The 14,299-nt window shown below is 71.8% G+C and carries 8 protein-coding genes; 6 read left to right on the top strand and 2 right to left on the bottom strand.

Annotation, left to right across the window (positions count from 1 at the left end):
- Positions 1-28: 28 nt before the first annotated feature.
- Positions 29-850 carry a GNAT family N-acetyltransferase gene (locus ACH413_RS07560; RefSeq protein WP_360033698.1) on the bottom strand — a complete coding sequence of 274 codons (822 nt, stop codon included), beginning with the start codon at positions 848-850 and terminating at the stop codon, positions 29-31.
- Between the two features lie 130 nt (positions 851-980).
- Between ACH413_RS07560 and ACH413_RS07565 the strand changes: the two genes are divergently transcribed.
- Genes ACH413_RS07565 through ACH413_RS07575 form a run of 3 tightly spaced genes read left to right on the top strand, consistent with a single transcriptional unit; the run spans position 981 to position 6,291 of the window.
- Positions 981-4,247: an amino acid adenylation domain-containing protein gene (locus ACH413_RS07565; RefSeq protein WP_360033695.1), complete on the top strand. Its 3,267-nt coding sequence runs from the start codon at positions 981-983 to the stop codon at positions 4,245-4,247.
- Complete coding sequence (locus tag ACH413_RS07570) at positions 4,244-5,356, top strand: acyl-CoA dehydrogenase family protein (RefSeq protein WP_360033693.1); 1,113 nt, start codon at positions 4,244-4,246, stop codon at positions 5,354-5,356. Before ACH413_RS07565 ends, ACH413_RS07570 begins: the two co-directional genes overlap by 4 nt.
- Positions 5,353-6,291, top strand: a complete 939-nt coding sequence (locus ACH413_RS07575; protein ID WP_360033690.1) for an acyl-CoA dehydrogenase family protein — start codon at positions 5,353-5,355, stop codon at positions 6,289-6,291. The genes ACH413_RS07570 and ACH413_RS07575 overlap by 4 nt, the downstream gene beginning before the upstream one ends.
- Here the strand turns inward: ACH413_RS07575 and ACH413_RS07580 are convergent.
- Positions 6,272-6,979, bottom strand: a complete 708-nt coding sequence (locus tag ACH413_RS07580) for a sulfotransferase family protein (protein ID WP_360033688.1) — start codon at positions 6,977-6,979, stop codon at positions 6,272-6,274. The genes ACH413_RS07575 and ACH413_RS07580 overlap by 20 nt on opposite strands.
- 253 nt (positions 6,980-7,232) lie before the next feature.
- Between ACH413_RS07580 and ACH413_RS07585 the strand changes: the two genes are divergently transcribed.
- The 3 genes from ACH413_RS07585 (at position 7,233) to ACH413_RS07595 (ending at position 14,299) form a co-directional block, all read left to right on the top strand.
- Positions 7,233-10,055 carry an amino acid adenylation domain-containing protein gene (locus ACH413_RS07585; RefSeq protein ID WP_396424921.1) on the top strand — a complete coding sequence of 941 codons (2,823 nt, stop codon included), beginning with the start codon at positions 7,233-7,235 and terminating at the stop codon, positions 10,053-10,055.
- 78 nt (positions 10,056-10,133) lie between these two features.
- Complete coding sequence (locus tag ACH413_RS07590; protein ID WP_360033682.1) at positions 10,134-13,220, top strand: amino acid adenylation domain-containing protein; 3,087 nt, start codon at positions 10,134-10,136, stop codon at positions 13,218-13,220.
- Positions 13,220-14,299, top strand: coding sequence for a [LysW]-lysine hydrolase (locus ACH413_RS07595; protein ID WP_360033679.1), 1,080 nt, complete (start codon positions 13,220-13,222; stop codon positions 14,297-14,299). Before ACH413_RS07590 ends, ACH413_RS07595 begins: the two co-directional genes overlap by 1 nt.

Below are 14,299 nucleotides of genomic sequence, written 5' to 3' on the forward strand. Positions count from 1 at the left end.
CGCGCTCCTCGAAGCTCCGTGGCCACACTCAGGCAGCCTGTCCACCGGGTGGAGGGGTCGGCCAGTCGGGGGATTCCCCTACCCGCCACCACGCCAGGAACTCCGGCTCGTCCAGCCGGGGCTGGGCGAACGAGCCGATCAGGGCGGCGGGCAGCGGCCATCCGCGCCGCACCGGCGGGGCGTCCGAGAGCGGAGCCCAGTCCACGCCCCGCAACACACCCAGATGACGATGCCGCCGCACCTCGGCGGAGATCCCGCCGGGCGCGGGCGACGTGACGCACACCGTGCCGCCGTCCGCCGACCACCAGGACCGGACCGTTCCCGGCGTGGGGTCGAACTCCGGGTAGTCACGGACTCGCACCGGCTCGCCGAGCAGGAGTTCCATGTGCACTTCGGACAACGGCTTGTCGTCGGCGGGAAAGTGGTGCACCGTCCGGTAGCCCGCGCGGGCGTAGAACGCCGGGTTGCCGCGTTCGACCACCGCGTCGAGCACCACCCGTGACGCTCCGGCCGCACGCGCGCCGGCTTCGAGCGCTCGCAGCAGCCGTTTGCCCACGCCGAACCGGCGGGCGTCGGGCGACACGGCGAGCCGGCGCACGACCCAGTCCACGCTGTGCGCACGAACCGCGCCGACGATCCGTCCACCGGCCGTCGCGGTCCACAGGTGGTACCCGGCGGCCAGGTCGGCCCGCACGCTGTCCGCGGTCTCCCCTGCGCCGTCGGCGACCGGCAGGCCCGGCACCAGATCCCCGGCCCGGTAGGCGTCCCTGGTCACGGCGGCGACGTCGACGGCCAGCCGATCGGTCAGCGCGACGACCGGTGCGACGACCAGAGTGTCTGTTGTGGACACACCACACCTCCCCCGTGGACCGTGACACGCCAGGGGCTCGCCGGACCTGTCGGGGTATTGCCGGACTCGTCCCGCCCCGGCGAGCTGGACAGGGTGGAGGCTGGTCTGTCGCGCAGCCGAGGAGCCGAGCATGCCGAATCCGCCATCCCGACCGGCGGCGAGTGGACTCGCTGAAGCGCGCAAGGCGGTACTGGCCTTGCGCAACCGGCAGCACACCGCGAGCCACGGAGGCGGCACCCGGATCGAGCCCGCCGCACGGGACCGGCGGCTGCCGCTGTCGTTCGCCCAGCAGCGCCTCTGGTTCCTCGACCAGTGGTCGCAGGGCCAGCCGGTCTACAACGCGCCGATGGTGCTGCGGCTCAGGGCCGAGCTGGACGTGGAGGCGCTCCAACGCGCACTCACCGAAGTCGTCACCAGGCACGAGATCCTGCGCACGCGCTACCCGAGCGAGAACGGCGTGCCCTACCAGGAGGTCGAGCCCGCCCCCGAGCGCGTCCCGCTGCCGGTCACGGACATCGCCGCCGCCGACGTGCGCTCGTACGTCGAAGCGCTCGTGCGGGAGCCGTTCGACCTGAGCACCGGGCCGGTGTGCCGACCGGCGCTGGGCCGGGTGAGCGCCACGGAGTACGTCCTGGTGCTGGCCATGCACCACATCGCCACGGACGGCTGGTCCGTCGACATCATCCTGCGCGAGCTGGTCACGAGCTACCAGCGGGCGATCGGCGCGCCCGTCGACGCCGTCCCGCTGGCCGTGCAGTTCGCCGACTACGCGGTCTGGCAACGGGACTGGCTGGCCGGCGAGGCGCCGCAGGACCAGCTGCGGTACTGGCGCGAGCAGCTGCACGACCTGCCCACGCTCGACCTGCCGACGGACCGGCCGCGACCAGCGGAACGCACGCAGGCGGGCTCCATCGAAGAGGCCCTGCTGCCGGAGTCGCTGGCGCGCAAGCTGGCCTCGTTCGCCGTCACCGAGCGGGCCACCGTGCTGACGGTCGCGTTCGCCGCGTTCACCGCCGTGATGTCCCGCTACAGCGGTCAGGACGACGTCGTGGTGGGCTCGATCTTCTCCGGCCGCACCCGGCCGGAGGTCGAGCCGCTGATCGGCTTCTTCGCCAACACCCTGGTGCTGCGCACGTCCACCGCGGGCAACCCGACGTTCCGGGAGCTGGTGGCGCGCACGGGCAAGACCGTGATCGACGCGCACCTCAACCAGGACCTGCCCTTCGGCCGGCTGGTCGACGAGCTGAGTCCTGAGCGCGACCCGAGCCGCAACCCGCTGTTCCAGGTGTCGTTCACCCTCCAGCAGGCGTCCGCGGAGTCGGCGACGGTCGGTGACCTGACCGCCGAGGTGTACTCGCCCGACATCGGCACCGCACGGTTCGACCTGGCGTTCCAAGTGACCCAGGTGGCCGGGAGCGGCTTGCGGCTGTGGGCGGAGTACTCCACGGAACTGTTCGACCGCGCCCGGATCCAGCGCCTGTTCGCGCACTACCACCGCGCGCTCGAGCTGTTCCTCGACGATCCCGGGCTGCGGCTGGGCCAGGTGAGGCTGCTCACGGACGCCGAGTACGACGAGGTGGTGGTCGACGCCAACCGGACGGAGAAGTCGTACGGCCCGCCGGAACGCTGCCTGCACCACCTGTTCGAGTCCGTTGTGGACAGAGCACCGACCGCGGTCGCGTCCCGGTTCGCCGGTGTTTCCCTGACGTACCAGGAGCTCGACGAACGGGCCAACCGGCTCGCCCGGCACCTGTCCTCGCTCGGGGTCGGCCCGGAGACCGTCGTCGGCGTGCTGCTGGAGCGCGGGCCGGAGCTACCGACCGCGTTCCTGGGCGTGCTGAAGGCGGGCGGGGCGTACCTGCCGCTGGATCCCGACCATCCCGTCGCCCGGCGCGAGCTCGTGCTCGGCGACGCCGGCGCGACGATCGTCGTCACGACCACGGATCTCGCCGGAGGCGTGCCGGAGGGAGTGCGGGCGGTGTGCCTGGACGACCCGGCCGTCGCGGCGCAGGACGACTCGCGGCCGAACTTCGCGGTGCACCAGGACAACCTCGCGTACGTGATCTTCACGTCCGGCTCCACCGGGCGGCCGAAGGGCGTGCAGGTCTCCCACCGGTCGATCGCGGGCTTCACCCCCGCGGTGATCGAGCTGTTCGGCCTGGACGTCGGCGATCGCGTGCTGCAGTTCGCGAATCCGGCGTTCGACGTGAGCCTCTTCGACTTCTTCGGCGCGCTGTGCAGCGGCGCGACGCTCGTCCAGGCGCCCCGCGCGGACCTGCTGGACCCGGCGCGGCTGACGGAGCTGATGCGGTCCGAGAAGGTCACCGTCACCGACCTGCCACCGGCCGTGCTGCGGCTGCTCGACCCGGCCGCGCTGCCGGACCTGCGGGCGTTGTTCGTCGGCCTGGAGTCGTTCCCCGGTGAGCTGGTGAACGCCTGGAACACCGGGAACCGGATGTTCCACAACGGGTACGGCCCCACCGAGGCGACGGTGGCGTGCGTCGACCACCTCTGCCCGCACGAGCACCACGACGCGATGCCGCCGATCGGCGTGCCGATGGCGAACTACCAGGCGTACGTCGTCGACCGGTTCGGGGAGCCGGTGCCGGTCGGCGTGCCGGGTGAGCTGCTGATCGGCGGCGTGGGTGTGGCTCGCGGGTACGCGGACCGGCCGGATCTGACCGCGGAGAAGTTCGTGCCGGACCCGTTCGGCGCACCCGGCGGCCGGCTGTACCGCACCGGGGACCTGGTCCGCCGCCGCGCGGACGGCAACATCGAGTTCGTCGGCCGGATCGACAACCAGGTCAAGATCCGCGGCCTGCGGGTCGAGCCCGCCGAGATCGAGCACGCCGTCCTGGCGCTGCCGCGGATCGAGGACGCGGCCGTGGTGGTGTCCGGGAGTGGCAGCGACGCCCAGCTCGTGGCGTACGTCGCCGGTGTGGACGTCGACACGTCCGGGTTGCGGGCCGAGCTGGCCAGGTCACTGCCGGTCTACCTGGTGCCGTCGACGTTCGTCGTGCTGCCGTCGCTGCCCCGCGCCGCGAGCGGCAAGCTCGACCGCAACCAGCTGCCCAAACCGGGAGCGGCTCTTCCGGTCGCGTCGCCGCCCGCGACGGCCACCGAGATCGCGCTCGCCGAGATCTGGAAGGAGCTGCTCGGTGCGGACTCGATCACGGTGCAGGACAACTTCTTCTCGATCGGCGGCACGTCGCTGAAGATCACCCAGGTGGCCACCAGGATCCTGGAGAACTTCGGGGTCCGGCTGGAGCTGCGCGACTTCTTCCTGCACGCCACGCTCGGCGATCTCGCGTCACTGGTGGAGGAACGGGAGCTGGAGGCCGCCTCCCCGGACGAGCTGGCCGAGTTGCTGGCCGCCGTCGACCGGCAGTCGTCATGAACTTCCGCGAGGAGATCCGCGCTTTCCTTTCCTCCCAACGGGTTCAGGACGCGGTCGCCGAGATGCGCGCTCTGCCACCGACCGCGGAAACCGGTCGCCTGGACGTCTACTCCTGGCTGGGCGAACGCGGCTGGCTCGCGCCGCACTGGCCGGAGCGGTACGGCGGCCTCGGCCTCGGACCCGCGGAGGCGGCGGCGCTCACCGAGGAGATGCTGTACGCGGGCGTCCCGGACGACCTGCACACGCTGAGCATCGGCATCGTCGGTACTTTCCTGCTGCACAGCGGTTCGGAGGCCCAGAAGCAGGAACACCTGCCCGCGCTGGCGAACGGGACCCGGATGGCCACCGTGCTGTTCACCGAGCCCTCGTGCGGCTCGGACCTCGCCGCCCTGCGGACCGAGGCGCGGCCGGACGGCGACGGCTGGCGGCTGTACGGCACGAAGATCTACAACCAGAAGTCCCAGTTCGCCGACATGGCCCTGTGCGCGGCACGCACCCGCTCCAGCGGTGTCGGGATGGACGGCATCACGCTGTTCCTCGTGCCCCTGAAGTCCGCGGGCGTGCACGTGTCCGTCGTCGAGTCGATGGGCAACGACCGGTTCACGCAGGTGGTGATCGACGGTCTGCTGCTCACCGAGGACGCCGTCGTCGGCGACCTGCACGACGGCTGGACCCTGATGAACTCGTTGCTGCTGCTGGAACGCACCGGCATCGACTTCCACGCCAAGGCACGGGTGCTGCTGGACACCGTCATCGAGCGCGCCCGCGCCACCGGTCGTCTGTCGCCGGAACTGGCCGAGCTCGACGCGCGGCTGGCAGCGGCGCACGCGCTGGCGTGGCAGCAGGTGCGCAACCTCGCCGAGGACCGGCCCTCACCGGGCGGCTCGGCCATGGCCAAGTGGTACGCCTCCGAGCAGTTCCGGCCGATCCTGCGGGCCGCGGCCGAGATCGACGGCCTCGACTCCGCGCTGACCTCCTGGGACGGCGCCGCACCGGCGGACGGGACCGTCGAGTCGGCCTACCGGACCGGGCCGAGCCTCCGCCTCGCCTCCGGCACCTCCGAAGTCATGCTGTACCTCATCGCGACCGGTGAACTGGGGCTGCTGTGACGCTGACCGACCTGTTCGACGACGAGACCATCCCGCTGCTGCGCCGGCTGGGCGAACGGCGGCGCGGCGACCACACGCCGGTGAACGAGGAGGCCCGGCGGCAGGTGCTGGCCGCGCTCACCGAGTCCGAGCAGTCCACAGTGGAGGTGCTGCGGGCCGCGGAGCTGATGGGCGCCGCGCTGTACCAGAGCCCGTTCCTGGACACCGTGGCAGCCGCGGAGATCTTCTCGCTCTCCCCGGGCCGCACGGTCGCCCTGGCCCTGCGGGAGAAGGGCACCGACAACCCCGCCACGCCCGCACCGATCTCCGTTCAGGACGGCAGGGTCACGGCGGTGCGGAGGTTCGTCGCGTTCGCGTCCGAAGTGGACGATCTGCTCGTCGTCGGCGGGAACACGGCGGCACTCGTGGCTGTGCGGCAGCCCGGCGTGCGGACGTCCCGGCAGGACGACATCGGCCGCGGCGACCTGCACACCGTCGAGATCCAGGACGCGGCGGCTCAGGTGAAGGACGTGACCGCCGACTACCCGGGAGTGCTGGCGCGGGCCAGGATGCGGCACGCCGCGTACCTGGCCGGCTCGGCGAAGGCCGCGATCCGGCTGACCGCGGACCACCTGAAGGAGCGCAAGGCGTTCGGTCAGCCCCTGGCGAAGAACACGGCGCTGGCGTACCGGCTGGCGGCGCTGTACGCCGAGGCCGAGGCCGTCCTGGCGCTGATCGGCACGGAGCCGAGCCCGGCGACGGGTGCGCGGGCCGTGTTGCTGGCCGGTGCGGTCGCCCGGCAGAGCGCGGAGGAGGCGGTGCACCTGCACGGCGCCTACGGGATGACCGAACGCAGCGACGCCCAGTTGTTCTACCGGCGCGCGGCGGTCGACGCCCAGTGGTTCGGGACGGCGACCGACCTGCGCGCCGAACTCCTCACCGCACTAGGCGGTTAGCCGCGAGCAACTCGTAGAACGGCTCGTGGTGCTTGCTGAAGGCCGCGAGCTTCTCGTTGTTGTCCACCGTGTCCGCGTACGTCGTCGACGTGGCGGTGAAGCCCGTGCTTTCGCTGACCCCCTTGTGCCAGCGGGCGGACTGCGCCCATTCGGCACGTTCCCCGGAGGACCAGGTGGTCGCCGAGGCGCGGTAGTCGATCCCCACGCGGTCGCAGTACTCGCGGAGCATCTCCCCCGGCGCGTCGACCACGTCCGCGGCGTCGAGCACCACGGGCGGCTGCCCGCCCGCGGCGAGCACGGCCTGGTACATCTCGTACAGGCCTTCGAGGCCGATGTCCGAGCACACCATGTCCGGCTTGAGCGCGTAGAACGAGGCCGCGATCTCGTCGGGGCGGCGGATCAGGAACGTGTGCCGCGCCTCGGCCAGGAACTCGCGGTCGGCCAGCACCGCGTCGTACCGGAGATCCGTGGTGTCCTTGAAGTACACCGTGCGGGTCGCGGACAGCTCGCGGATCGCCGCGATCAGTTCCGCGTGGGTGTGCACCTCGCGGGAGCCGACGGTGGTGGAGCCGTAGTCGGAGATGTTGCAGAACGGCTCGTGCAGGGCGAGGAGCCCGCCGTGCTCGACCATCGAACGGAAGAGCGCGGTCGACCGGGATCGCGGGGCCGCCCACAAGGCGATGATCATGTCGCTCCTTCCTGGGATTCTCACGTTCTCCCGGGCCGCACGGGCGGGATAAGTCAGGCATGTCCCTGACTTGAGGACGCCACCTCCCGGCCACGATGCTCGGGTCCGAACGTCGGAGGGCGGCCTCATGCACGCTGAGTCCACAGTAGACAGTCGGACGGCCGCACAGTCACGCTCGGTACCACGGGCCGACCGCGGCGACGGGCGGCTGCCGTGTTCGCCCGCGCAGGAACGACTCTGGTTCCTCGAGCAGGTGGATCCCGGCTCCCCCGCGCACGTGGTCGCGGGCGCGGTGCGGTTCACCGGAGACCTCGACATCCCAGTCCTGAGCCGGTGCCTGGACGAGATCGTGCGGCGGCACGAGGTGCTGCGGACCAACATCGTCGAGCGGGACGGCACGCCCCACCAGGTGGTGAGCCCGCCGGCGCCCGTGCCGTTGCCGGTGCGCGACATCAGGGACGCGCCCGACGTCGAGCGGGCGATCGACGACGCCGGCCGGCGTGAGGCCGCCACCGCGTTCGACCTGGCGACCGCTCCGATGCTGCGGGCGAGCCTGCTGCGGGTCGACGACCGCGCGCACGTGCTGCTGCTCAGCGTGCACCAGGTCGCGTGCGACAGCTGGTCGATCGGCGTGATCCGCGCGGAGCTGGCCGCGTTGTACCAGGCCTTCCGCGACGGCCGGCCGTCCCCGCTGCCGGAACTGCCGGTGCAGTACGGCGATGTCGCGGTGTGGCAACGTGCGCGGCTCGACCGCGGTGAGCTGGACGCTCAGCGGGAACACTGGCGGACGGCGCTGGCGGGCGCGGGCGAACTGCTGCTGCCGACGGACAAGTCCCGTTCCGCCGCACGGACTTCGCGCGGTGACGCCATCCCCTTCCGCCTGCCGGCCGACCTCGTCGCGTCGGCGGCTGAGGTCGAGGCGACGCTGCTGGCCGCGTTCGCCGCCCTGCTGTGGCGGTGGAGCGGCCAGGACGCGGTGGTGATCGGCTCCCCCGTCGCCGGCCGGTCCACGGCTGAGACCGAGCCGATGGTCGGGTGCCTGGTCAACGTCCTGCCCCTGCACCTGGACCTGTCCGGTGATCCGGCGTTCGCGGACCTGGTCGCGGCCGCCCTCCACGTCCGCACCGCGGCCCGTGCCAACCAGGACTACCCGAGCGACCGGATGATCACCGACGCGGGGCGCACCGACGGCCTGGTCCAGGTGACGCTGACACAGCGCGCCGCGCCGCCGGCACCCGTGAAACTCGGTGGGCTGATCATCGAGGAGCTACCGGTCCGTTCGGTGTCCACGAGATTCGACCTGTCGCTGGACCTCGTGCCCGACGCGGACGGCGGCATCGACGGGCGCCTGGAGTTCAGCACCGACCTGTTCACCCGCGACACCGCGTCCCGGATGGCCGACGCGTTCGTCTTGCTGCTGCGGCACGGCGTGTCCCGGCCCGGCGACGCCGTGTCGGCACTGCCGTTGATCACGCGGGCCGAGAGCACCCGGATCACCCGGGAACTCAGCGGCTCGACCGTGCCGTTCGAGGGCCCGCGGACCATGCACGGGATGTTCGAGCACTGGGCGGACCGGACTCCGGACGCCACCGCCGTGGTGGCCGGGCAGCACACGCTCACGTACGCCGAACTGGACGCGCGCGCCAACCAGCTGGCGCACCACCTGCGTGAGCTCGGAGTCGGGCCCGAGCAGCTGGTCGGGATCTCGCTGCCGCGGTCCGAGCTGATGATCGTCGCGGCGCTCGGCATCCTCAAGGCGGGAGCGGGATACGTGCCTCTCGACCCCGGTTACCCGCGGTCGCGAGTGGCGCACATGACCCAGGACGCGAACGTGCCGGTGATCCTGACGCACTCGTCGGTCGAGATCGAGGATTCGGTCCGGTTCGTGTGCCTGGACACCGAGTGGCCGGAAGATCAGCCCGTCACCCGGCCGGACGTCCCCGTGCACGACGCCGGTCTCGCCTACGTGATCTACACGTCGGGTTCGACCGGTCTGCCCAAGGGTTCGGCCAACGAGCACGCCCGCGTCGTGAACACGCTCCACGGGGTCAACAACGTCTACGACCTCACTCCGCGGGACCGCGTGCTGGCGATCTCCTCGCTGAGCTACGACATGTCGGTCTACGAGATCTTCGGCGCGCTCGCGGCGGGCGCGACCGTCGTCGTACCCAGCGACGCCGAGACCGCGGACCTCGATCAGCTGCTGGATCTCCTGGTGCGCCAGGAGGTCACGGCGTGGAGCTCGGCACCGGCGCTGCTCGACGCCCTGGTCCGGCACACCGGCAGGCGAGGCGGCCTGCCCGGTGTGCGGCTGCGCGTCGTGGGGCTGGGCGGGGACCGGATGCCACCCGCGCTGCCCGGCCGGCTCGCGGAGCTGGTCCCGGGTATCCGGCTGCTGAACCTGGCCGGCATGACCGAGTCGTCGTACTGCAGCCTCGCCCACCGCCTGACTCGCCGGAACTACCCGGGAGGCGTGCCGTGGGGCAGACCGTTCGCCAACCACCGCGTCTACCTCCTCGACCGGCACGGCAGGCCCGTACCCGTCGGCGTGCCGGGTGAGCTGTTCATCGGCGGATCCGGACCCGGCCGCGGTTACTGGAGCAGGCCGGGGATGACGGCCGACAGGTTCCTGCCCGACCCGTACAGCGCGGAGCCCGGCGGCCGGATGTACGCCACCGGCGACCACGCGCGGTTCCTGGCCAACGGGGACGTCGAGTTCCTCGGCAGGCTGGACCAGCAGATCAAGATCCGCGGGTTCCTGGTCGAACCCGGCGAGGTCGAGGCCGAGCTGGCGACGCACCCGGCGGTCATCGACCCGGTGGTGCTCGCGTTCGACGACAACCTGGGCGAACGCAGGCTGGCCGCCTACGTGCTGCCGCGCGGCAGGCAGCGCCCGTCCACCTCCGAGCTGCGCGCGTACCTGGCCGCGCTGCTCCCCGACCACATGGTGCCGGCGGTCTTCGTGGTGCTCGACCGGCTTCCTCTGCTGCCCAGCGGAAAGCTCGACCGGGCCGCGCTGCCCGCACCCGCCATGGCCGGACCGATGTCACCCGACGACGCGCGCTCCCGGCGGTGAGCCAGGGAGATCACCGACTGTCCCGGGCACGGCGGGACCGGCAACGTCTGCAGATCAGGAATGGGAGGTGAGGACCCGGTGACCGACACGTACGTCTTCCCGGCGTCCTTCGGCCAGGAACGGCTGTGGATGCTGCACGAGATGGGCGCGGGCAGCGCCTACCACGTCAGCGGTGCGCTGCGGCTGACGGGCGACCTGGACGCGGACTGCCTGCGGCGGGCGCTGCAACTGCTCGTCGACCGGCACGAGGCGCTGCGCACCGGTGTCGAGATCGGCGAGGGCGGCGCGGTCACGCAGGTCGCGATCTCCGCGCTGACCGTCCCGTTCACCGCCGGCGACACCGTGGAAACCGAGCTCGGCGACGCGATCCGCGCCGTGGTCGACGAGCCGTTCACCCTGTCCTCTCCCCCGCTGCTGCGCGCGCGGCTGTTGCGGGTCACCGACGCCGCCGAGCCGCAGTGGGTGCTCGTGTTGTGCGTGCACCACATCGTGGTCGACGGCTGGTCGCTGGGCATCCTGGTGGCGGAGCTCGGTGCCGCGTACACGTCACTGGTGGGCGGGACACCGCCGCAGTGGCCGGAGCCCGAGATGCAGTACGCGGATTTCGCGCTGTGGCAACGGGACTTCCTGACCGGTGACGAGATCGCCGGGCAGCTCGAGTTCTGGCGAACCACCCTGTCCGGGGCGACCGCGCTCGACCTGGTGACCGACCACCCCCGTGCAGCGGCCACGAGCTACCAGGGTGACTCGGTCCGCACGGTCCTGCCGGACGTTCTGGTGAAGCGGCTCGCCACGGCGGCGCAGACCGAGAACGCCACCGAGTTCATGGTGTTCGTGACCGCGTGGTCGGTGGTGCTGTCGCGGTGGAGCGGCCAGCACGACCTCGTCATCGGCACCCCGGTCGCCGGTCGGCCCAGCGACGAGCTCGACGGTGTGGTCGGGTTCTTCGTCAACACCCTGCCGTTGCGCGTGCGGCTCGACCCGCACGAGACGCTCCGGCAGACGCTGGCGCGGTGCCGTGCGGTCTGCCTGGCCGCGCTGGCCAACCAGGACGTGCCGTTCGAGTGGATCAAGCAGGCGCTGGGCGACGGCGTGAAGATCCCGCAGACCCTGCTGGCCCTGCAGAACACCCCGAGCGGCAGCCTCGGTCTCCCCGGCGTGCAGGTGGAGCAGGTCGGCGTGCCCAGCGGAGGGGCCCAGTTCGACATCGGTCTGTACCTCGCGCCCGCCGACGACGGTCTCGCCGCCGAACTGGCGTACTCCACCGGACTGTTCGAGCAGGCTTCCGCGCAACGCGTGTTGGACGCGTTCGTGACCGTGCTGACCGAGTTCGCCGATCACCTCGACTCTCCACTGTGGACCACCCCGGTGCTGTCCGCGGCCGAGCGGGACCAGGTTCTGGCGATGACCGGGTCGACCGAGCTCGCCGAGCCGCTGCCCTCACTCGCCGAGTCGTTCGAGCAGGCCGTCGCACGCACACCGGACGCGGTCGCGGTCGTCGCGGACGCCACCGGTGACTCGCTGACGTACCGCGAACTGGACATCCGCGCCTCGGGCGTGGCGTCGTGGTTGCGGGCCAACGGTGTCCAGGTGGGCGACTGCGTCGGCGTGTGCCTGGAACGCGGAGTCGATCTGGCCGTCGCCGTGCTGGGCGTGCTGAAGGCGGGCGGGGCGCACCTGCCGCTGGATCCCGACTACCCCGACGGAAGGCTCGCGGCCGTGTTGTCCGCCGGGCGACCGGGCATCGTGCTCACCTCGGCCACGACACGCGCTCGTGTCACCGGCGGCGCCCGTGTCGCCGACATCGGCGAGGCGACCGGAGACCCGTTGGCGCCAGTGGAGGTTCCGGGCGGCAGCGGGTCGTACGTGGTGTTCACGTCCGGTTCGACCGGCGTGCCCAAGGGGGCCGTCAACACGGTCGACGGCCTGGCCAACCGGCTGCGCGCGGTGGCGGCGAGGATGCCGTTCGGCGCTCAGGACATCGTCGCGCAGAAGACGCCGATCGGGTTCGACGTGGCCGTGCCCGAGCTCCTCGGGCCGTTGCTCGCGGGTGCCAGGGCGGTGTTCGCCGCACCGGGCGGTCATCGTGATCCCTTGTACCTCAAGGAGTTCTTCGTCCGCCACGGCGTCACGCACACGCACTTCGTGCCGTCCATGCTGCGCCTGTTCATCGACTCCGGCGTCACGGGCGCCGACGTGCCGCAGCTCAGGCGCGTGCAGTGCAGCGGCGAGGAGGTGCCGGCCAAGCTGGCAGCGGACTTCTTCGCCGCGTTCCCCGGCGTCGAGCTGCACAACATGTACGGGCCGGCCGAAGCCGCGGTCGAGGTGACGCACTGCCAGGTCGAGCCGTCGATGACCGGCCGCCGGATCCCGATCGGCGACCCGCTGCCCGGCGTTCAGGTGCTGCTGCTCGACGCACACGGACAGCCTGTGCCCGTTGGCGTTCCCGGTGAGCTGTACCTCGCGGGTGTGCAGAACGCGCGTGCCTACATCGGTCAACCGGGGGCGACCGCGGCCGCCTTCCTCCCGCACGAGAACGGCACGCGCGTCTACCGGACCGGCGATCGCGCTTACTGGAACCCCCAGGGGCGACTGACCTTCCTCGGCCGCACCGACCACCAGGTCAAGATCCGCGGCCAGCGCGTCGAACCGGCGGAGATCGCGACGACGATGCGCTCGCACCCCGCGGTCACCGAAGCGGTCGTGGTCGTCCGGCCGGACAGCCGGGGCAACCCGCGCGTCATCGGCTATCTCGTGGCGGACGGCGACGTCGCCCTGGACGAGCTCCGGCGCCATCTCGCCGCCCGGCTGCCCGCCGCCATGGTGCCCGGCCAGTTCGTGACCGTGCCCGCGTTCCCGGTCACCGCCAACGGGAAGATCGACCCGGCCGCACTGCCCCTGCCGGCGGCGGACCTGGAGGAGTCGGTCCGCGTGCCACCGAGGACACCCGTGGAGACGCTGCTGGTGAAGCTGTGGGCCGAGGTGCTGGGTGTGTCGAACGTCGGCGTCCGGGACGACTTCTACGAGCTCGGGGGCGACTCGCTGCGCGCGGTGAACGTGTTGCAGCGCACCCGTGAGCTCGGCCTGGAGTTCCCGCTCCAGGTCCTGCTGGGCAGGCACACCATCGAGGAGCTCGCCGAGCAGACCACGGACGGGCGCGGCTGATGACACGCACCTCCCCCGCCACGACCGGACGCGCGGTGTCCCGCAGCGAGGCGATCGACCTGCTGCACCGGATGGTCGCCATCCCGTCGGTGTCAGGCGACGAGCGCGACGTGGCCGAGTTCGTCGTCGGCGTCATGACAGAGCTGGGTTTCGAGGCGCACGTCGACGCCGCGGGCAACGCCATCGGCGTGATCGGCGAACCGAGCGGCCCCACGATCATGCTGCTCGGTCACCTGGACACGGTTCCCGGCGGGCCACCGGTCCGGCTCGACGGCGACCGCCTGCACGGCCGTGGTTCCGTGGACGCGAAGGGCCCGCTCGCGACCATGATCGTCGCCGCCGCGCAGGCGAGGGCGGCGGGCGCACGGATCGTCGTCGTCGGTGCGGTCGACGAGGAACGCGACTCCGTCGGCGCGCACCACGTCGTGGCCACCCAGCACGCGGACGCCGTGGTGATCGGCGAACCGAGTGGCGTGGGGACGGTTGTCGTGGGCTACAAGGGTGTCCTGCGGTTCACGTGCACCATGCACCGGCCGCAGGCGCACACCAGCACGCCGGAACCCAACGCCGCCGAGGTCGCCGCCGCCTTCTGGGAGTCGCTGCGTTCGCGGTACGCGGTGGACGGAGGCCGGGTGTTCGACCGGCTGTCCCCCACCCTGATCAGCATGACGGCCGACCTCGTCCGGGCCGACCTCGTCATCTCCTGCCGCACGCCGTTGGACTTCGACACCAAGGCTTTCCTGGCCGAGGTGCGAGACCTGGCCGGGGATGCGGAGCTCACCGTGCTCGAGGTGACTCCGGCGATCCGCAGCTCCCGTGCCGATCCGGTGGCCCGTGCCCTGGCCGGCGCGATCCGGGCCCACACCGGGAACGCCGAGTTCAAGCTCAAGCTCGGCACCTCCGACATGAACGTCCTGGGCCCGGCCTGGCGCGTGCCGATCGCCACCTACGGCCCCGGTGACCCGCACCAGGACCACACCCCTGCCGAACACATCGACCTGCCCGAGTACCTGCTGGCGGTGGCGGTCCTGACCGACGCCATCCACCGGCTCGCCACCGAACTGATGTCACCGAGCTGA

Origin of the sequence: Lentzea sp. NPDC020367 (assembly GCF_044387305.1) — a bacterium.
In the GTDB taxonomy this organism is placed as follows: domain Bacteria; phylum Actinomycetota; class Actinomycetes; order Mycobacteriales; family Pseudonocardiaceae; genus Lentzea.